Below are 21,157 nucleotides of genomic sequence, written 5' to 3' on the forward strand. Positions count from 1 at the left end.
TCGCCTATGTCGATCGGCGCAAGAGGCGCAGGAGGCGCAAAAACCGCCACGCCGCTGGAGGCCGGCGGGCTTCGAAAGCGAGCGCGGCCGCCCGCGCCGCTTCGGAGAAGGACGGATAGGGCAGCGGGATCGAGGCTAGATCGGAGGCATACATCCCCTTGCATATGGAGAGCGTATAAAGGTTGATCAACTCCCCGGCCCCCGGTCCGACGATCGCCGCGCCAAGAATGCGGCCGGCGGCCGATGTGACGAGTTTCACATGGCCTCCTGTCGCTCCCTCGATCTGGGCTCTGTCGGTTGCCGCATAGGGCCACCGCAGCACGCGGATGCGACGCGCCCGCCGACGCGCCTCGGCCTCCGACAGCCCTGTGGAAGCGACCTGCGGGTCGGTCCATGCGGCGCGCACGCGCGGCGTTCGCCGCCGCCCGGCAGGAAACCAGGACGCAAAGGCGAGGATATGGCGAAGGATCTGACGGGCTTCGCATTCGGCGTCGCCGGTCGTCGCGCCGATCGCGTAGACGCGGCGGTTGCTGCTGCGCAGATTGGCGTCGACCTCGACGCCGCCCGCGTCAAATCGCACGCCCGCCGCCGCGAGGCCGAGACCCTCGAGCGCGGGGGAGGCGCCGAGGGCGAGAAGCAGATGCGACCCCTCGAGGGTTTCGATCTCGCCCTCCGTCTCGTCCGTGGCCAGCGCCGTGACGAAAACGCGGAGCCGTGCGCCATCGGGCTCGATGCGCAGAATTTTCGATGCTTCGCGCAGAACCACTCCTTCGCGCATCAATTGCGTGCGCAAGGGGGCGACGATCTCCGCGTCCTCGCCGGGTAAAATCCGGGTTTGCGCAACCACTGCGACCTCGGCGCCGAGGCGGCGCGCTCCCTGGGCGACGGCGAGCCCTTGGGAATCGCCTCCAAGAACGATCAGCCGCTCGGGCGGCGCTTCGAGCTGCGCAAGATCCGTGGCCGTTAGCGGCCGGATCAGATCGAGCCCTGGGATGGCGGGCGCCCGCATCTGCGCCGGGGCGGCGATGACGAAGCGACGCGCTGTGACGATCCGGCCTCCCGCCTCGACGGCGTCTGGCCGAACGAATCGTCCCGGAGCTTTGAGCACGCTCACATTCATGGCTTCGAGCCGGACCTGTGCATACTGGGGCCCTAGCGCTTTTTCGACCTGAGCGATGTGCGCTGCCACACGCGAAAATTGAAACGCCGGACGGCCTGGGACCGTGCCATACGCGGCGCGACCGATCGTCGCGGCGAGGTCCCCGCAAGCCCGCAAAGCCTGGCCTGGGGCGATGTCGGCGAGATGGTCCGCCGCCATCGGCTTGCCAACAATCACGACGGAAAGGCCTTGAGCGGCGGCGGCGGCGGCGAGGGCGAGGCCGGCGGCGCTCGCGCCCAGAATACAAAGGTCAGGGCGCAAGGCCTCGTTACCATTCATTATGATGCGCCCCTGTTCGCGCCCGCATTTTCGTCCTAGACGAGATGTCTTCGCTCATTCGCATGGTGATCTGCTTGATGATGACGCGCATGGTTTGGCTATTTCGCAGGCACGGCGTGGCGACTTTGAGATCAAAGTGGCCGCCGTCGAAGAAATCGGGTCACAATCGAAAGATAAAATGACAATTTGGCTACGGTCGCAATCAAACCTATGGTTGCTTCAAGACGTCTTCTAGTCGTGCTATCGCTTTTGAACAGCGGTTCATCGACGATCCATTTTTGGAGCGGGATATGCATATTGCAATGGTCGGATCAGGCTATGTGGGACTCGTTTCTGGGGCATGCCTCGCCGACTTCGGACACAACGTCATTTGCATCGATTCCGATGTTCGCAAGGTCGATTCTCTGAAAGCCGGCAAGATGCCGATTTACGAGCCGGGGCTGGCGGAGCTTGTCGGAAACAATGTTCGCCATAAGCGGCTTTCCTTCTCAACCGATCTCGTTCAGGCGGTCGGCGAAGCCGAAGCCGTTTTCATCGCCGTTGGCACGCCGTCGCGTCGCGGCGACGGCCATGCCGATCTGAGCTATGTTTATCAGGCCGCGCGCGACATCGCCGCGGGTCTCAAAGGCTTCACGGTTGTCGTCACCAAGTCGACAGTGCCGGTCGGCACCGGCGACGAGGTCGAACGCATCATTCGCGAGGCCCGCCCCGACGCCGAATTCGCCGTCGTCTCGAACCCTGAGTTCCTGCGCGAGGGCGCGGCGATCGACGATTTCAAACGACCCGACCGCATCGTGATAGGCGTCGAGGACGAACGCGCCCAGCAGGTCATGCAGGAGGTCTATCGCCCCCTCTATCTCAACCGCGCTCCCTTCGTCTTCACCAGCCGCCGCACCTCGGAACTCACCAAATACGCCGCCAATGCGTTTCTTGCGACGAAAATTACCTTTATTAATGAAATCGCCGATCTCTGCGAGCGCGTCGGCGCCAATGTGCAGGACGTCGCGCGCGGCATCGGCCTCGACAACCGCATCGGCGCGAAATTCCTTCATGCCGGCCCGGGCTACGGCGGCTCCTGCTTTCCGAAGGACACCCAGGCGCTGATCAAGACGGCGCAGGACTTCGGCTCGCCCGTGCGAATTGTCGAAATCGTAGCGGCGGTCAACGATCAGCGCAAACGCGCCATGGCGAGGAAAGTGTTCGCCGCCCTCGGCGGATCCGTCCGCGGCAAAACCATCGCCGTGCTTGGCCTGACATTCAAGCCGAACACCGATGATATGCGCGATTCGCCCGCGATTTCAATCATTACGGCGCTGCAGGATGGCGGCGCGCGCGTCAATGTCTTCGATCCTGAGGGGATGGATCAGGCTCGCCTCATCCTTGAGGATCTGACATTTTTCTATGATCCCTACAGCTGCTGCGAAAAGGCCGACGCTCTCGTGATCATCACGGAGTGGGACGAGTTCCGGGCCCTCGATCTCGAACGCGTCAAATCGCTGCTGAGCGCGCCCATCATGATCGATCTGCGCAATATCTATGACCCAGGCGAAATGGCGCGCAAGGAGTTCACCTATTCGGGCGTCGGCCGGGGGGGCTAAGCCTATTTCGATCCGATTGGTTCGATCTGACCGACAAAAATATGCTCAAGCTTTTGAAGCTGGAGCGATTTCTGATCGATCCGATGGCGCCTCAGAATTCCGGAAGCCGCGAAAAACTCAACTGCCGCGCGGCTTCGCCCTGGTCGTCGCCGTGGCGCTGGCGGGATCGTCCGGCCAGAGATGGCGCGGATAGCGTCCTTTCATCTCGGCTTTCACCGCCGCCCAGGAGCCGCGCCAGAACGTCGGCAGATCTTTGGTGATCTGGATCGGCCGCGCGGCGGGCGACAGCAATTCGAGGGTCAGCGCGACCTTGCCCCTCGCGAGGGCCGGATGGCTCGCGAGGCCATAAAGCTCCTGCACGCGGACGGCGAGGGTCGGGCCGCCCTCCGTCGCATAATCGAGGGCGATTCGCGATCCAGCAGGCGTTTCAAAATGGGCCGGGGCTTCCTCCTCCAGGCGGCGCTGCATGTTCCAGGGCAACAGCGCCTTCAACGCTTTTTCGAGATCATCGGCCGTGATCGAGGCGAGGCTGACGCGCCCCTCGATGAAGGGCGCGAGCCATTCCCCGACGCTCTCCGCCAACGCCGAATTGGAGAGGTCCGGCCAATCATCATCCGGCTCGGCGCGGCGCAGGAAGGCGACGCGATCACGCCATTGCGCAAGCGCTTTTGTGAAGGGAAGCTGCTCGACGCCGGCGCCGTCCGGCGCGAGATTGGCGATGCCTTCCGCGAGAATGCGCGCGGAGGCCTCGCCGGGCGGGACCGGTAGATTTTGCTCGGCGAGAACGAGGGCGCCGAGCCTGCGCCGCCGGCGGGCGCGCAAAGTCTTGCGCTCACGGTCGAAACTGACCTCTTCCTGCGTTTTGATCCTGTCTCGCGCAATGGCCTCAAGATCAGCCTCGCTCAGGGCCGCCGCGACATTGATGCGGGCGGCGCCCGCGCGCCCCGCGATTTCGCCGATCGCAAGGAACGTTTCGCGCGCCAGGGCCTCATGCGGCTCCAACATCGCGGCGCGGCCATTCGCCATCAAAAATTCGCCGGGAGCGCCGCGGGCCTTTGCGATCCGGTCGGGAAAGGCGAAGGCGAGCCATTTTCCGCAGTCGACCGGCTCCGCGTTCGAGGACTTCCTGCCGCCGGCCTCGCGCGCAAAATTCTGCGCAAGCCGCCGCGCATCCTCCGCGCGTCTCGAATGTTCGCGCCGGAAGCGGTCGAGCCTGACCGCGAGATCGGGCGAATCTCCGCCTAGCCCGCGTTCGACGAGAAGCGTCGCGATCTCGGCGCCGGCGAGAGCGTTTTTCTGCCGCGCGGCCTCGACGACCATTGCGGCCAGTCGCGGCGGCAGGGCGAGACCCGCGATCGCCTTGCCCGCCCCGGTCAGCGCGCCATCGGCGTCGATGGCGTCGATGTCGCGCAGCAGCGCCCGTGCTTCTTTCAACGCGGGAAGCGGCGGCGGATCGAGCCAGCGCAGACTCAAGGGATCGCGCACGCCCCATGAGGCGAGATCGAGGACAAGGCCGGAGAGGTCGGCCGCCATGATCTCGGGCGGCGCGAAAGGCTCGAGCGCGCCGGTCGCCGCCTCCTCCCACAAACGATAGCAGACACCGGGCTCCGTGCGGCCGGCGCGGCCCCGGCGCTGGTCGGCCGCGGCGCGCGAGACGCGCACGGTTTCGAGAGAGGTCAAGCCGCGGTCGGGTTCGAAACGAGGGGCGCGCGTCAGGCCGCAGTCAATGACGATCCTGACGCCTTCGATGGTTAGTGAGGTTTCGGCGATCGAGGTCGCGAGCACGATCTTTCGCGCCGGCTGCCTGACCGGAGCGATGGCGCGCTCCTGCGCGGCGCGGTCAATCGCCGAATAAAGCGGCGCAATCTCGATCGAGGGATCAGACAGCCGCTCGGCGATTATCGCGGCGGCGCGATTGATCTCTCCCTGGCCCGGAAGAAACGCCAGAATCGAGCCGCTTTCCTCGGAAAGCGCCCGCAGCGCCGCGGCGGCGACCGCCGCCTCGATACGCTCACCGGGCCTTCGGCCGATATATCTGGTGACGATCGGAAAGGCGCGCCCTTCGCTGAGGATGACCGGAGCGTCGTCGAGAAGCGCGGCCACGCGCGCGCCATCGAGCGTCGCCGACATGACGAGAATGCGCAAATCCTCGCGCAGCGCGGATGCGGCGTCGAGGCAAAGCGCAAGCGAAAGGTCGGCGTCGAGGGAGCGCTCGTGGAATTCGTCGAAAATGACGAGCCCGACGTCGGCAAGCGCCGGATCGCCGAGAATCATCCGCGCAAAAACGCCTTCGGTGACGATTTCAATGCGTGTTCTGCTCGAAACTTGCGTTTGCGAGCGCACCCTGAGCCCGATGGTCTCGCCGACGCGCTCGCCAAGCGTCGAAGCCATGCGTTCGGCGGCGGCCCGCGCGGCGATGCGGCGCGGCTCCAGCATGATGATCTTTTGGGCGCGGAGCCAGGGCTCGTTGAGAAGAACGAGCGGAACCCGCGTCGTCTTGCCAGCGCCGGGCGGCGCGACGAGGACCGCCTTCGGCCGGGCGGCGAGATGGGCGCGAAGCTCGTCAAGAACGATGTCGATGGGAAGCGCGTCGGGGCTCGGCATGGCTGTTCTGATCGCAGTTTGGCGCGCGGCGGACAAGAGCGTCGCCATCGCGGCGCAGCATTGGAGCATGCGCGGCGCAAGCTCCGCGAGCTAGGCTGTGTGGCTGGGTTGACACGGCGGCGGGAAATTGCGCCGTTCCCCGCTATCAACGGGTTTTGATTAAAGCTATTTTAAGCATGATCAGGAGCGGCCGATCCCCTATGGGAGGCCGCTGCCGCCTCGCGAAGGACAACAGAATGGCGCAGCAAATTGCGCACGGAACAAGTTCGCCGGTGACCGGGGAGCCCATAGCCGCCTGCGATCCTGCGCCGCACAAAAGCGCCGTCGGCGCTTTGGCGCTCGGATCTCTCGGCGTCGTTTTCGGCGACATCGGAACCAGCCCGCTTTACGCCTTGCGCGAGTCGTTGAACCATATGAAGACGACCGGCGTCACCGATGGCGGCGTGCTTGGCACTGTCTCCTTGCTGCTGTGGGCGCTGTTCTTCACGGTCACCGCCAAATATGTGCTTTTTCTCATGCGCGCCGACAACAAGGGCGAAGGCGGCACTTTGTCGCTGATGGCGCTGGCCCAGTCTGCCCTCGGCCATCGCGCCGCCGCGGTGTTCTTTCTGGGCGTCGCGGGCGCGGCGCTTTTTTCCGGCGACGCAATCATAACGCCGGCCATTTCGGTTCTCTCGGCGCTCGAAGGGCTCGAGCTCGTGACGCCGATTTTCACGCCCTATATCCTGCCGGCGACCATCGTCATCCTCATCTCCATTTTCTGGGTGCAAAGTCACGGCACCGCCCGCGTCGCGACTTTCTTCGGTCCCATCATGGCGGTGTTTTTTCTGACCATGGGCGTTCTCGGGGCGATGCATATTCATGATTCGCCGCGCATCCTCCTCGCCTTTGATCCGATCTATGGCCTGCGTTTTCTGTTCGGGCATGGCCTCATCGGTTTCGTCGTGCTCGGCTCCGTCTTCCTTGCGGTGACGGGAGCTGAGGCGCTTTATGCGGATATGGGTCATTTCGGCCGGCGCCCGATCCAGGGCGCGTGGCTGTTTTTCGTGCTGCCCGCGCTGACCTTGAATTATCTGGGGCAGGGCGCGCTCGTTCTGGCGACGCCCGCCGCCGTCGAAAATCCATTCTTCCTGATGGCGCCGCCCTGGGCGCTGCTGCCCCTCGTCATCCTTTCGACCGTCGCGACGATCATCGCGAGCCAGGCGGTGATCACGGGCGCCTTCTCCCTCGCCCGGCAGGCGATCCAGCTCGGGCTGTTGCCGCGCATGCTGATTTTGCACACATCGGAAACGCAGGAAGGCCAGATCTATATTCCAAGGATCAATCGCCTTCTTCTTGTCGGCGTGCTGCTGCTCGTGCTGATGTTCAAGAGTTCGAGTTCGCTCGCCTCGGCCTATGGCATCGCGGTGACCGGCACGATGGTGGTGACGACGTCGCTCGCCTTCGTCGTCGTCTGGAAGCTCTGGCATTGGCCGCTTTGGCTCGCGGCTTTGTTCATATCGGGTTTCCTCGCCATCGATCTCGCCTTCCTCGCAGCCAATCTGCTGAAAATCGTCGATGGCGGCTGGGTGCCCCTGCTGCTTGGCGGCTTCGCCATGGTCGTCATGTGGACATGGGTGCGCGGCGCTGATCTGCTCGCCCGCAAGACGCGGCGCGATTCGATCTCGATGCAAGATCTCATTCGCATGCTCGAGAAATCAAAGCCGATCCGGGTCGCAGGCACGGCGGTTTTTCTCACCACCTCGCCCGAGGTCGCGCCTTCAGCCTTCATGCACAATCTGAAACATAACAAGGTGATGCATGAACGCGTGCTGCTCATGTCGGTGAAGACGGGGGACACGCCCCGCGTGCCGCAGGCGAGGCGCTTTGAAATCACCAAATTGTCCGATGATTTCACCAGCATCGTTCTGAATTACGGCTATATGGAGAGCCCGCGCATTCCAGCGGCGCTCGCGAGCCTGCGCAAGGCGGGGCTCAAATTCGACATTATGACGACGTCGTTTTTCGTTGGGCGACGCAAGATCAAGCCGGCGCAGAATTCCGGCATGCCGGTCTGGCAGGACCGGCTTTTCATTGCGCTATTTCGACAATCGGCCAATCCAACGGATTATTTCTCAATCCCCTCCGATCGCGTGGTCGAGCTCGGCGAACAGTTGACCATCTGACCAAGCGCCGCCGGCCTCTTTGGCCGCTGCGATCGCTAAAATGCTCTGGAAAGTGCGTTTGCGGCAGTGCGGATCGCCGCCAGTCTTGCTAGCGTGCGCCGATGCCAAAGCGCGCAGCTCCCCCCTCCATCAAAGACGACAACACGCAGGTCTCCGGGAAGGCCGACGTTGTTTCGCCTCAGCTCGACGCCGCGCCGGCGAAAAACTCGCCGATGATGGCGCAATATTTGGAGATCAAGGCGGGTAACCCCGGCTCTCTTCTCTTCTACCGGATGGGCGATTTCTACGAATTGTTCTTCGACGACGCCGAGGTCGCCGCCAGGGCGCTCGGAATCGTTCTGACGAAGCGCGGCAAGCATCAGGGCGACGATATCCCGATGTGCGGCGTTCCCGTGGAGCGCGCGCAGGAATATCTGCATCGGCTGATCAGTCTTGGCCATCGCGTTGCGGTCTGCGAACAGATCGAAGACCCGGCGGAGGCGCGAAAGCGCGGCGGCAAGTCGGTCGTGCGACGCGAAGTCAAGCGCCTCGTCACGCCCGGCACGATCACCGAGGATACGCTGCTCGATCCCTCGCGCGCCAATCGTCTGCTCGCCATTGCGCGGGCTGCGCGATCCGATGGGCAATGGAGCTATGGCCTCGCGGCGCTCGACATTTCGACGGGAGAATTCCTCGTCAGCGAGGCGCCGGAAGCCGCGCTCGAGGCGGAAATCGCGCGCATCGAGCCGGCCGAGATCATCGTCCCCGACGCGCTGATGGATTCGCCTGGGCTCGTGCGCTTGTGCCGCGAGACGAAAGCGCCACTCACTCCGCTCGGGCGCCAGTCCGGCGAGGGCTCTTCGGCCGAGCGGCGGATCCTCGATTATTTCGGCCTCGCGACGCTCGATGGCCTTGGCGCCCTATCCCGCGCCGAAATCGCAGCCGCCGCGGCGGCGCTCTTTTATGTCGAGCGGACGCAATTTTCCGCGCGTCCCTCGCTGAACCTGCCCGCGCGCCTTTCGCGTGAAACTCATATGGCGATCGACGCTGCGACGCGGGCCAATCTCGAGTTGACGCGAACCTTGACCGGCGCGCGTGAAGGCTCGCTGATCGGCGCGATCGACAAAACGGTCACCGCCGCGGGCGGACGCTTGCTTGCGGAGCGGCTCGCCGCGCCCTTGACGGATATCGGCCAAATCGCGCGCCGCCAGACGGCGGTGGCGTTCTTCATCGACGAGCCGGGCTTGCGGGGCGAGGTGCGAAAGGCGCTGAAAGCCGCCCCGGATCTGATGCGCGCCATATCGCGTCTTGCGCTCGATCGCGGCGGCCCGCGTGATCTTGCCGCCCTGCGTGATGGATTTGCCGCCGCCTTCGGCGTTGCGCAAGCGCTGGACGGCGCGGCGGCTCTCCCCGAAGAGCTGCGCGAGGCCAGCGCAGCCGGCAGCTCCCTCGACGCCTCGGTGATGGCGCGCCTTGGCGAGGCGCTGGCCGACGCCTTGCCGCTCAATCGGCGCGACGGCGGCTTCATTCGGCCAGGCTTCGACGGCGCTCTCGACGAATGCCGCGCGCTGCGCGACGAAACCCGCAAAGTGATCGCCGCCCTGCAGGCGCGCTACTGCGAGCTTGCCGACACGCGCCAGCTCAAATTGAAGCACAATCATTTTCTCGGCCATTTCATCGAAGTGCCGCAAGCGCAAGGCGAAAAGCTGCTGCGGCCGCCCTTTGACGCAACCTTCATCCATCGTCAGACGATGGCCGACGCGATGCGCTTTTCGACCAGGGATCTGGCCGAACTCGAGGTCAAGATTTCTTCCGCCGCGGATGAGGCGATGAGCCGGGAATTGGCGATTTTCGCTGATCTTGCCGCTTTGCTCCTCGCGGCGAAGGCGAGCGTCAAGCGCGCGGCGGAAGGACTTGCTGCGATCGACGTCGCGGCGTCGCTTGCCGAGCTTGCCGCCGATTGCGACTGGACGCGGCCCGAGGTCGACGCGTCGCTTGCTTTCGCGATTGAAGGCGGGCGCCATCCCGTCGTCGAAGCGGCGCTGCGCACGAGCGGGCAGGCCTTCGTCGCCAATGACTGCGCGCTTTCGGGCGTTGCGGGAAAGGGGGGGCGGATCGCGATCGTGACCGGGCCGAACATGGCCGGCAAGTCGACCTATCTGCGGCAGAACGCGCTGATCGCCGTGCTGGCGCAGATGGGCGCCTTCGTTCCGGCGCGGCGCGCCCATATCGGTGTCGTCGATCGATTATTTTCGCGTGTCGGCGCCGCCGATGATCTGGCGCGCGGGCGCTCGACCTTCATGGTTGAGATGGTCGAGACCGCGGCCATTCTCAACTCCGCGCGCGAGCGCTCTCTTGTCATCCTCGACGAGATCGGGCGCGGCACGGCGACGTTCGACGGACTTTCCATCGCCTGGGCGGTGATGGAGCATCTGCACGAGAGCAATCGCAGCCGGGCGCTGTTCGCCACGCATTTTCATGAGCTGACGCAGCTCGCCAAGCGCCTCGAACGCATCGACAATCTCACCGTGCGGGTGACGGATTGGAATGGCGACGTCGTGTTCCTCCACGAAATTATTCCCGGCGCGGCCGATCAGTCGTATGGCGTCCAGGTCGCCAAGCTCGCAGGCCTGCCGACGCAGGTCGTCGCGCGCGCCAGGCATCTGCTTGCTGAATTCGAGGCGAGCGACCGTTCGCGGCAAAGCGATCGCCTCGTCGCCGATCTGCCGCTGTTCTCGGCCGCCAGCGCGCCCAAAACCGCCTATGATAACGAAGCGCAGCACGAGACGAAAGCGCGCGATCGAACGTCCGACGCGCTGGGCGTCGCGATCGACGCGATTGATCCGGATGAATTATCTCCGAAGAGCGCCCTTGAGCAGCTCTACCGCCTGAAGCGGCTCCGCGCTACACAGCATTGATTTTACGAGCTATTGCCTCATTCGAGAACAAGCAATTAAATTGTAAAAAATAGAATTGCGCAATGAATGCCCATTGTTCGTATTTTCTCTAGTTTCGTTTTGACGCAGGATGGCGTTCACGATGGCGCGTCGATAGCGAATCCGGCCGGGAGTGCATTCAATGTCTGAAGACGACGCCATGCCGCGGGTCGACCAGCAGCTGTGCTTTGCGCTCTATTCGACGCTTCACGCGATAAATAAAGTCTATGCGCCTCTTCTCGCCGCGATCGGCCTCACTTATCCGCAATATCTCGTGATGCTGGCGCTCTGGGAAACGGATGACGTGACGGTCAAGGCGATCGGCGAGCGCCTTCATCTTGATTCGGGCACGCTGACCCCGCTCCTGAAGCGGCTCGAGGCCGCGGGACTGCTCAGCCGCGCCCGAGATCCGAAGGATGAGCGTCAGGTGCGCGTCAAGCTGACCGAAAAGGGAAGCGACATGCGCAGACAGGCAAGGAATATCCCCGGACAGATGGCGCGGGCGATGGGCCGCCCCGCGGACGATCTCAAGGCCGTCCGCAAGGAATTGCGCCGCATCCGCAATGCTCTCCTCGGCAAGCGCGACAAATCAGAGAAAGGCGAGCAGCAGCGGATCGGCTCCTTTTGAAACGGGTCAAACCATGATGCCGAAAAGTTGCAGACTTGTCGGACCAACATTATGCGTCAAAACAAAGACTTAAAGACCAGAATGTAATGTGATTGCGTTTGAGCGCCTTCTGCTCAGGCTGCGGGCGATAAAGCTCTCTACCGATTCTGCAACATGCGAGAGACGACCTTCGAGGTGTAATCGACCATCGGCACGATGCGGGCGTAATTCAGACGTGTCGGGCCGATGACGCCGAGGACGCCGACGAGGCGCTGCTGCTCATCGTGAAAGGGCGCCGCGATCATTGATGATCCGGACAGCGAAAAGAGCTTGTTCTCGGATCCGATGAAGATGCGCACGCCCTCGCCGCCTTCCGCCCGGTTCAGAAGGTCGATCACGTCTTTCTTCGTCTCGAGGTCGGCGAACAGCAGGCGGATGCGTTCGAGGTCCTCGATTGCCGTCAAATCCTGCAAGAGATTGGCCTGGCCCCTGACGATAAGCTGCGGGTCGCCGGAACTCTCAGCCCAGCTTGCAAGGCCGGCGTCGATCAGGCGCGTCGTGAGTTCGCCGAGCTCCTTTTCGGCGGCCCGGTGGGAGGCCTCGATCTCGATCCGGACATCAAGCAAAGTGCGGCCGCGGATGCGCGCATTGAGAAAATTGCCGGCTTCGATGAGGGCGGAGGGCGGCAGCCAGGCGGGAATATGGAGGATGCGGTTTTCGACCGAGCCATCCTCGGAGACGAGCACCGCGAGCGCGCGCTCCGGCTCGATCCGGACAAATTCGATGTGTTTGAGACGCGCGTTGTCCTTTGTCGTCACGACGACGCCGGCGCCGCGCGTCAGTCCCGACAGCATGCTCATCGCGTCGCCGAGCACGGCCTCGAGCGATTGTTCCTGCGCCGCGGCCTTGACCTGCGCCTCGATATGTTCGCGTTCACCGGGGCTGACGTCGCCGATTTCGAGCATGGCGTCGACGAAAAAGCGCAGGCCAAGCTCGGTCGGAAGCCGCCCGGCGCTGGTGTGAGGGGCATAGATCAGGCCGAGTTCCTCAAGATCCTGCATCACATTGCGGACAGAGGCGGGCGACAGCGGCATCGGCAGCAGCCGCGCGACATGGCGTGACCCGACCGCCTCGCCGCTGGTGAGATAGGAATCGACGATCTGCCGAAAAATTTCCCGGGAGCGCTCGTTGAGGCTCGTCAAACCGCTGCCGTTAGGGCGCGTAGGGTCCAAAGGCATCGCCATAGGCACAGAATGGCGGTCACCGGCCCAGGATGCAAGAGGAGCTTTCTGTTCGCGGTCTGGCGCGGGGCCGGCTTCGCGCTCCGCCGGCGCGCTTTTGCTCCCGGCGCGCTAGCCGAGAGCGCTTTCGATAGCGGTTTCGAGATCGCCTAATTGAAATGGCTTTTGCAGAATTTTGGCTCCGAAATAAGCCTCATCCAGACCCCGCGAGCCGTAACCGGACAAGAAAACAAAAGGAATCTCTCGCGATTTCAGGATATCGGCTATCGGAAAGCTGCGGGCGCCGTTCAGATTAATGTCCAGCATCGCGAAATTCGGCTCGGCCCTGGTGAGAACTTCCATGGCCACCTCGACGGAAGAAGCGACGTCGACACATTTGCATCCGATATCGGCGAGCATGTCTTCGATCAACATGCTGATCAAAGCTTCGTCCTCGACCACGAGGACGCGAAAGTCGTTTTCGATTCTCAAGGCATTCCGCCATTCAACGAGGACGCGTGCATCTAAAATTCCACAACGGTTAGGTTGGTTCCTCGCGACGGTGAATTTTTCGGGGGAAGAAATCAGCCCTCGGGCGGCGGCGCCAAGGCCGTGATCGCGGCGCTGCCCATCTTGCTTCGCGCTAACCGTCAGGCCCGCGAAAGCTTTTTTCGTTTCAATCCCATTCGTGCTCCGGCGAGTCCGATTTCCGGCTCGCGTCAGCCAAGCTTCAGGTCCGGCGGAGATGTCCCGCTGCGTCAGTTGCGATCGTTTTGAAATTTGTCTCGGCCGGCGCCCCCGGCCGGCGCTGTTCGCGAGCATTTGAATGAGCGTACAAAAAGCAGGAGAGAGCGTTTCCGCCCAAGGCCGTGGCGAAATTCGCAACAAGGCGCTTCTCCAGGTCGCGATCACGGAGGCTTTTGCCTTTCTCAATTCGGGCGAGCCGCGCGAGGCGATCGCCCATCTCGCGCAATATGCGGATCTCGCCGCGCCGAGTGATCTCGCCAGCTATGTGTTCGGCCTGATTTACTTCAATGCCGAGGATTTCCGCAACGCTCTGATCTGGTTCAACCGCGCGTTGGCGCTAAGATCCGCCTACCCTGAAGCGCTTGGCGCGCGCGCTATTGTGCTGCAGCGGCTCGGTCAGCCTCAGGATGCGCTCGAGGCCTTTCGGGACGTGTTGAAGCTGCGCCCCGACGACGCCGATACGCTGTTCAGCATTGGCGTCATCCTGCAGAGCCTCGGGCGAATGAAAGAGGCGCTCGCCGCTTATGAGAGCGCGCTTCGCGTGCGGCCGAATCATTGCGAGGCGCTGACCAATCGCGGCGCCTTGCTGGAGCGGTTTGGCCGGTTTGAGGACGCGCTCGCCTGCTTTGAGGCGATCGTCGCGCTGCGGCCGGCCGACGGCGGCGCCCTCTTTAACAAGGGCTCGATCCTGCAAAAGCTCGGGCGTCATGAAGACGCGCTGAAAGCTTATGAGGAGGCGGCGCTCGTTGGTCCGCTCGACGCGGAGACCGAACTCAATCGTGGCAATGTGTTGCAAAAACTCGGCCGTCTGGAGGACGCGCTGGCCTGTTATGACCGCTCGTCACGATGCCGGGACGGCTATCCGCAAGCGCTCTATAATAAAGGCATCGCGCTGCAGGGGCTCCAGCGGCCGATCGAAGCGCTTGCAGCCTATGACGCCGCTCTGGCGCTTGATCCCCGTTATTGTGAGGCGATCTGCAACCGCGGCAACATATTGCATGAGCTCGGCCGCCTGGACGAGGCTTTCTCAGCTTATGCCGAAGCTTTGAAGATTCGGCCGGGATTTCCGCCGGCGCTGACCAATCGCGCCAATATTTGCCTGCAATGGGGCAGGGCCGATCAAGCTCTGCGATATTGCGACGAAGCGCTGCGGCATGACGCGCGGCACCCGCAGGCGCTCGGCATGCGCGGCGCGGCGCTGCAGAAGCTCGGGCGGCTCGAGGAAGCCTTGAGTTCGCTCGATCGCGCCGTCGAATTGAACCCGCAGGCCCCCGAGGTTTGGCTCAATCGCGGCAATGTTCTGCAGGAAGTTGATCGCCTTTCGGACGCGATCGCCTCCTATCATGAGGCCTTGCGCGTTCGCCCCAACTATCCCGAGGCGTTATCGAGCCTTGGGGTGGCGCTGAAAGAAACAGGGCAGATTGATCAGGCGCTGGCCTGTTTCAATGAAGCTCTCCGGCACAAGCCGGATTATCCGGACGCCCGCAACAACCGGGCCGGCGCCCTGCTTTTGAAAGGCATGCTGAAGGAAGGATTTGAGGATTTCGAAAGCCGTTGGGAGCGCTCGAACGCGCCGCCGAAAACGATCGCGGCGCCGCCGCAGTGGACCGGGGAGGATCTGACCGGCCGCAGCATTCTCGTCTGGGATGAGCAGGGCCTTGGCGACCTCATTCAGTTCGCCCGTTATCTGCCGCGTCTCGTCGAAGCGGGCGCCGACGTCACATTGCTTTGCCGCAAGAATATGCAGCGGCTCTTGAGCAATGTCTCGAACGAGGTGCGTTTCATCGACGCGCTCGACCCCGCAGCCGCCTATGATTTCCAGTGCGCTTTGCTCAGTCTCCCGCGCGGATTTGCAACGACTCTCGAAACCGTGCCTGCTGCGACGCCCTATCTCTACCCGGAACAGGACGCCGTCGCCAAATGGGCGGCCCGGATCGGCGCGCATGGGTTTCGCATCGGCGTTTGCTGGCACGGCAATGCCTCAATCAATCTCAAAAGGAGCGTTCCGCTGAGCTGTTTTGGCGCTCTCGGGGCGATCGCAGGCGTGCGACTGATCAGCCTCGTCAAGGACCAAAGGTCGATCGAGATCGAGACGCCGAAAGGACCGCTTCGCATTGAAAGCCTCGGCGAGGATTTCGACGCCGGTCCCGATTCGTTCATCGATTGCGCGGGCGCGATGACCGCTGTCGACCTTGTAATCACCTCTGATACGGCGATCGCCCATCTCGCCGGCGCCTTGGGCCGGCCTGTCTTCGTTGCCCTCAAGCAGGCCCCGGATTGGCGATGGCTGCTGGAGCGATCCGACTCGCCCTGGTATCCAACCATGCAGCTGTTTCGCCAGGAGCAACGCGACCAATGGGAGCCCGTCTTTAGCGAGATCGCGGCATGTGTCGCGCTGCGCGTCGGCGCGCGTTCAGGGCCCCCGGACCCGCTGGCGCAAACCGGCGCGGAAACGCCGGCCGCCGCAATCAGCGCGGCCGCGCTCATCGCGATCCCGGGCGCGGTCGGGGAACTCATCGACAAAATCACCATTTTGGAAATCAAGGAGAGCCGGGTCGAAGATCCATTGAAGCTCGCCAATATTCGCTTCGAATTGGACCTGCTGCGCAAACTGAAGGCCGAAGCCGACTTTGGCGGCGTCAAGCTCGATCGCCTCGAAACGGAGCTGAAAAGCGCCAATGAATTCTTGTGGAATGTCGAGGATGCGTTGCGGGCATGCGAAATGCGGCGGCAATTCGACGACGAGTTCATTTCCCTGGCGCGACTCGTCTACAAGTCGAATGATCGGCGGGCAGGGATCAAAAAACGCATCAATCTCTTGTTCAATTCAGCCATCATAGAAGAAAAATCATATGCGCACTCGCCGTAGAGCGCCTTCCGATCGAATGGGGTCATTCGATCGATCAGAAATCGCTCCAGATTCAAACGCTTGAGCATATTCTTGTCGACCAGATCGAACCGATCTGACCGGAATATGCCTAGCGCGAGTCAATGATCGCGGCGAGACCAAGCGGCAGGCGGGTCGTCTTCCGCAAGGATCGGTCCGCGGCAATCGGACGGGCGAACGGCTGAGACGGCGCGCGACGGCGTGGAAAGGCGCCGGCCGTCTTCCATCGCGGATTTCGCCGACGCGCAACTTCAGCGAACCCGCAAAACGTGCGCGGTTGCTCTCGCCATTTCCGCGCCATTCCCGCGCCATGTTAATCGTGCATCTGAGGAAAGCGCGGGTATTCCCAAAAACTCCAATGTCTTTCCAAGGGCAAGTTTTGGTTGCGGCGCCGAACAAAGTGGCGCCCCCAGTGGAACTTCCGCGCAAATACGTCATTGCAAGGATATCATGCCGTTGAAAGGAAGAGCTTATGCGTATAGCGCTCGTTGCTCCGTTGGCCGAAGCAGTGCCCCCGAAGCTTTATGGAGGCACCGAGCGAGTTGTCTCATGGCTGGCGGAAGAACTGGTCCGGCAGGGTCATCAGGTGACCTTGTTTGCGAGCGCGGAATCGCAGACTTCCGCTGATCTTGTCGTATCTGCGCCGCAGAGTCTGAGATTGGCCGGCATCCGGGACCATATCGGCAGCACGCTCGCCATGTTGCGCGAGGTCAGGCGCAGGGAGGACGAATTCGACGTCATTCATTTTCATATCGATTTGCTGCCGAATGCCCTTTTTCACGACCTTGTTCACAAATGCTTGATCACGCTGCACGGACGCCTCGATCTTCCGGACGCTCATCCGCTTTATCAGGCCTTTCCGGAAATGCCCCTTGTGTCGATCTCGGACTCGCAGCGCCTGCCGATGCCGAAATGCGCGAACTGGCTGGCCACCATTCAACATGGCCTTGCTTCTCACATCTGCCCCTTTGATTCTGAAGGCGGCGATTATCTGGCTTTCCTTGGCCGTATTTCTCCCGAAAAACGGCCGGATCGCGCGATCGAAATCGCCAAGAAGTCGGGGACCAAATTGAAGATCGCCGCGAAGGTGGACGCGGCCGATCTTGAATATTTCAAAAATCTGATCGAACCGATGCTCGATCATCCGCTCATTGAATTCATCGGCGAGATCGACGAGGATCAAAAATGCGAGTTTCTCGGCAGGGCCCGCGCGTTGCTCTTTCCCATCGATTGGCCTGAGCCGTTTGGTCTCGTCATGACCGAATCAATGTCGGCTGGAACGCCGATCATCGCGTGGCGCAATGGCTCCGTGCCGGAGGTCATTACGCCTGGCGTCAGCGGCGTGATCGTCGATTCGGTCGATGAGGCGGTCGCGGCGGTCGAGACGGCAACTCGAATGAGCAGAGCAGGGGTGCGCGCCGATTTCGAAAGGCGCTTCACCGCGGAGAAGATGGCGCGATCATATATCGCCGCCTACCGCTCCTTGTTGGCGATGGCGCCGGCGAAACAACGCTCCGCGCCGCCAGTCGTTCCGCATCCCGCTAAGGCGCCGCTCGCAGCGCAGGCCTTCCACCGCGAGCTTGGCCGTATCAACGGACCAAGCATGCTCGAAACGCCGCTTGGCTAGGCGGCGGCGCACATCGCGCGAAGAGCCGCCGAGGCTATAATAGTTTTTATTTGAGCGTTCAGGGGCGCCCTCATCAAGGGGGCGGTCCAGCGCATCTGACGATTGAGAGCGGACGCGCAATGGCAGAGGCTCCACGCGGCATCGATCACCTCATGGACGGGGCGATCGGGCTGCCGCAACATTACATCGAGACCGAAACGTCGTTGGTTCAGAGCGCGCTGCGCAGTCTGAAGCATGGCGACGCCTTCGCGGTATTCGACGAATATGGCGACATCGGCGTCGCCGGGCCGGGACCCGAAGGGCTCTATTTCAACGATACGCGTTTTCTCTCCCGCCTGAAGCTCCTTGTGGACGGAAAACGGCCGCTGTTGCTGAGTTCCGTCGTTCAGGATGACAACGTCGCTCTTTCCGTCGATCTGACCAATCCGGACATTCACATCGACGGCGCGATTTCGATGCCGCGCGACACGATCTGTATTGAACGCACCAAATTCCTGTGGCGAGGCGTTCTTTATGAACGGATCGGGTTTCGCAATTTCGCCGATATCCCGCGGCAGTTTCGCATCGACATAGGCTTTGGCGCCGATTTCCGCGACCTCTTTGAAGTGCGCGGGTCAATGCGCGAGAAACGCGGCCAGATCGCGTTCATGCGCGACCAGACCGGCGTCGAATTTCAATATGATGGCCTTGACCGGGTAAGGCGCGTCACAAAGCTAGTATTTTGGCCAGAGCCCGAACATGCCGATCAAACTCGCGCGCGTTTTCGATTTGATCTTGGGCCGCATGGGCGCGGATCCATGTTCCTTTCCGTCGTCTGCGCGGATCAGAACCCGCCGCATCTGACGCATTTCTCGATCGCTTTTCGCGACAGGCGCCGCGCCATTCGCGCCAAGACGGCGGCGATTGCGACGGTCAACAGTTCGAATGATCTCTTCAACGAAGTGTGCTGCCGGGCGACGTCCGATCTTTATATGCTGGTCTCCCGCACGCCCCAGGGGCTTTACCCTTACGCCGGCATTCCCTGGTTTTCGACAGCTTTCGGGCGCGACGGCATCATTACGGCGATGATGCTGCTTTGGCTCGATCCCGTCATCGCCAAAGGGGTGCTCAAGTTTTTGGCCGCGACGCAGGCGAAAACGATCGATCCTGCCGCCGATGCGCAGCCGGGCAAGATTCTGCACGAGACCCGCAATGGCGAGATGGCCCGGCTTGGGGAGGTTCCGTTCCGGCTCTATTATGGCTCAGTCGACGCGACGCCGCTCTTTGTCATGCTCGCCGGCATGTATTTCGATCGAACGGGCGATGTCGAGACGATCACGGCGATTTGGCCCAATATCAAGGCGGCGCTTCAGTGGATCGACGAATTCGGCGACAAGGATGGAGACGGATTCGTCGAATATGCGCGCGAGACAGGGGATGGCCTCGTCAATCAGGGCTGGAAAGATTCGTATGATTCGATTTTTCACGCCGACGGCGCCCTGGCGGAAGGCCCGATCGCGCTATGCGAGGTTCAGGGCTATGTGTACGCCGCCAAGTCCCACGCGGCGAAGCTCGCCGGATATTTTGGCGAACGCGATCTCGAATCAAAACTCCTCGCCGAGGCGCAAAGCTTGCAAAAGGCATTCGACGCGACCTTCTGGTGCGAGGATCTCGGCGCCTTCGCCCTGGCCCTCGACGGGCGAAAGAAGCCTTGCCGGGTCCGCGCCTCGAATTCAGGACATGCGCTTTTTGCCGGGATCGCCAGTCCGGAGCGGGCGCCCCGCGTGGTGCGGACGCTGCTGAGGCGGAGTTCGTTCAGCGGTTGGGGCATTCGCACGGTGGCCGATGGCGAGGCGCGCTACAATCCAATTTCCTACCACAATGGTTCGGTCTGGCCGCACGACAATGCGATGATCGCGCTGGGCTTCGCCCGCTATGGCTTTGCGCGCGAGGCCGCGCAGGTTTTCTCTGCGATGTTCGATGCGGCCGCGCACCAGGATTTGCGCCGCCTGCCCGAACTTTTTTGCGGTTTCATTCGCCGCCCGCATCGGGGGCCGACTTCCTATCCGGTCGCCTGCGCTCCGCAGGCCTGGGCGGCGGCTGCCCCCTTCGCCTTTCTGCAAGCCTGCCTCGGCATGGAGCTGTCTCAGCGGAACAACGCGATCCGGTTCATCGATCCGATGATGCCTGATTTCCTGGATTCCGTGACACTTACGCGCCTTACGCTCGGGGCGTCACAGGTCAAGCTGAAGCTCGAGAGGCATGGCGAGGACGTCACCCTCAACCTGCTGGAGCGGCGCGGCGACGCAAAACTCATGCTGGTCAAATGAGCGCGGCCTTTAAGCCCGCGTTTTAGCGCATGAGGCCAACAAGCCCGAACGTTTTCGGCGTCATGCGCTAGGCCGTCGCGAGCAAAAAAGCTTGCGACATTCGCCGCAAGCTTTCGAGCCAAGGGATGATCACACGAGACGCGTCGCCGCGCGGGGCCCATCAATATTTTGCGACGATCGCCGAGGCGGGACCGCCGAAACGATAGGTGATGCCGGCGCCGATCAGCCAGGGGCTGATGGCGGCGTTGCCTGAAACCGAGGCTATTCCCGGCGCCACAGTCGCGTTGACGCGCGTGTTCATCAGAAGTTTCTTGACGTCGAAGTTGAGGCCCCAATGATCGTCGATCATATAGTCGAAGCCGATCTGGCCGGCGACGCCCCAGGAATCGCCAAGGCTCAGCGAATTCAGAATTTGGCCATCCGGATGCACGGAGAAAAAGTGCGTATAATTCACGCCGACGCCGGCATAGGGCTGGAAAGCGCCGAGCGTCGTCACATGATATTGCAGCAGCACGGTCGGCGGAAACAGCAAGGTGTGGCCGATGTAGCTGCCGTTGAGCGTCCCACCCTTCAGGAAAAGATTGTGGTAGGAGACGCAGCAGACAGCTTCGATCGCGATATTCTTTGTAAAGAAATAGCTGACGTCTAGCTCGGGAATGACCGCGTCTGACGCCTTGACGCCGCCGCTGACAAAACCGCCCGTGGCGTTGTTCTGGAGAATGCCGCCACCTTCCGGCAAGACGCCGACGGCGCGCAGGCGCACCTGAAAGGGCTGGAACGCCTCGGGCAGAGCCGGGGCCGGCGCCAGAGCCGGCGCTGGCGCTACTGGAAGGTCGGCCGCGAACGCCGCGACGGCCGACGCGCCAAGCATGAGAGCTGCCATAGCGCAGCGAACGATCCTAATCATCAAAACCCCCGAACACTCCTAAACGGGCTTTTAGCCCCTGGCGGCGATCCGCCAACTGTGCCGTCGCAACGTGCTCCGATAGGCAAAGCTTCGGTTTGATTTAGATCAATTGCAAGGGTTGCTGGACTGTTAA

At 62.4% G+C, this 21,157-nt stretch carries 12 protein-coding genes; 7 read left to right on the forward strand and 5 right to left on the reverse strand.

Features of this window, described 5'->3' with window-relative positions; genetic code table 11:
- Positions 1-4: 4 nt before the first annotated feature.
- Entirely contained in the window at positions 5-1,438 is a 1,434-nt protein-coding gene (locus MPC4_RS00760; RefSeq protein WP_174510846.1) for an FAD-dependent oxidoreductase, read from the reverse strand.
- Positions 1,439-1,728: 290 nt separating this feature from the next.
- Between MPC4_RS00760 and MPC4_RS00765 the strand changes: the two genes are divergently transcribed.
- Positions 1,729-3,036 carry a UDP-glucose dehydrogenase family protein gene (locus MPC4_RS00765; RefSeq protein ID WP_174510847.1) on the forward strand — a complete coding sequence of 436 codons (1,308 nt, stop codon included), beginning with the start codon at positions 1,729-1,731 and terminating at the stop codon, positions 3,034-3,036.
- A gap of 117 nt (positions 3,037-3,153) precedes the next feature.
- On the opposite strand, the gene hrpB is transcribed toward MPC4_RS00765, so the two are convergent.
- A complete protein-coding gene (gene hrpB, locus MPC4_RS00770) occupies positions 3,154-5,688 on the reverse strand; it encodes an ATP-dependent helicase HrpB (RefSeq protein ID WP_425312408.1) in 2,535 nt (844 codons plus the stop codon).
- Positions 5,689-5,876: 188 nt separating this feature from the next.
- On the opposite strand from hrpB, the gene MPC4_RS00775 reads away from it, so the two are divergent.
- The 3 genes from MPC4_RS00775 (at position 5,877) to MPC4_RS00785 (ending at position 11,348) form a co-directional block, all read left to right on the forward strand.
- Positions 5,877-7,805, forward strand: coding sequence for a potassium transporter Kup (locus MPC4_RS00775; RefSeq protein ID WP_174510848.1), 1,929 nt, complete (start codon positions 5,877-5,879; stop codon positions 7,803-7,805).
- Between the two features lie 101 nt (positions 7,806-7,906).
- Positions 7,907-10,702 (forward strand): DNA mismatch repair protein MutS, encoded by a 2,796-nt coding sequence (gene mutS, locus MPC4_RS00780; RefSeq protein WP_174510849.1) that lies wholly within the window; start codon positions 7,907-7,909, stop codon positions 10,700-10,702.
- Positions 10,703-10,862: 160 nt separating this feature from the next.
- Positions 10,863-11,348, forward strand: coding sequence for a MarR family winged helix-turn-helix transcriptional regulator (locus tag MPC4_RS00785; protein WP_174510850.1), 486 nt, complete (start codon positions 10,863-10,865; stop codon positions 11,346-11,348).
- Between the two features lie 137 nt (positions 11,349-11,485).
- Here the strand turns inward: MPC4_RS00785 and hrcA are convergent, their stop codons facing one another.
- The gene (gene hrcA / locus MPC4_RS00790; protein WP_134489918.1) at positions 11,486-12,571 is read right to left on the reverse strand and encodes a heat-inducible transcriptional repressor HrcA; all 1,086 of its coding nucleotides are present in this window, start codon (positions 12,569-12,571) and stop codon (positions 11,486-11,488) included.
- Positions 12,572-12,679: 108 nt separating this feature from the next.
- On the reverse strand, positions 12,680-13,039 hold the full coding sequence (locus MPC4_RS21050) for a response regulator (RefSeq protein ID WP_244628767.1): 360 nt from the start codon (positions 13,037-13,039) through the stop codon (positions 12,680-12,682).
- Between the two features lie 334 nt (positions 13,040-13,373).
- On the opposite strand from MPC4_RS21050, the gene MPC4_RS00800 reads away from it, so the two are divergent.
- From MPC4_RS00800 to MPC4_RS00810, 3 genes are all read left to right on the forward strand, one after another.
- Positions 13,374-16,163 (forward strand): DUF6165 family protein, encoded by a 2,790-nt coding sequence (locus tag MPC4_RS00800; protein WP_174510852.1) that lies wholly within the window; start codon positions 13,374-13,376, stop codon positions 16,161-16,163.
- Positions 16,164-16,653: 490 nt separating this feature from the next.
- A complete protein-coding gene (locus MPC4_RS00805) occupies positions 16,654-17,808 on the forward strand; it encodes a glycosyltransferase family 4 protein (RefSeq protein ID WP_174510853.1) in 1,155 nt (384 codons plus the stop codon).
- Between the two features lie 119 nt (positions 17,809-17,927).
- Positions 17,928-20,117, forward strand: a complete 2,190-nt coding sequence (locus MPC4_RS00810) for an amylo-alpha-1,6-glucosidase (protein ID WP_174510854.1) — start codon at positions 17,928-17,930, stop codon at positions 20,115-20,117.
- Positions 20,118-20,277: 160 nt separating this feature from the next.
- Here the strand turns inward: MPC4_RS00810 and MPC4_RS00815 are convergent, their stop codons facing one another.
- A complete protein-coding gene (locus tag MPC4_RS00815) occupies positions 20,278-21,000 on the reverse strand; it encodes an OmpW/AlkL family protein (RefSeq protein ID WP_244628768.1) in 723 nt (240 codons plus the stop codon).
- Between the last annotated feature and the right edge of the window lie 157 nt (positions 21,001-21,157).

This window comes from Methylocella tundrae, from assembly GCF_901905185.1.
GTDB lineage: Bacteria > Pseudomonadota > Alphaproteobacteria > Rhizobiales > Beijerinckiaceae > Methylocapsa > Methylocapsa tundrae.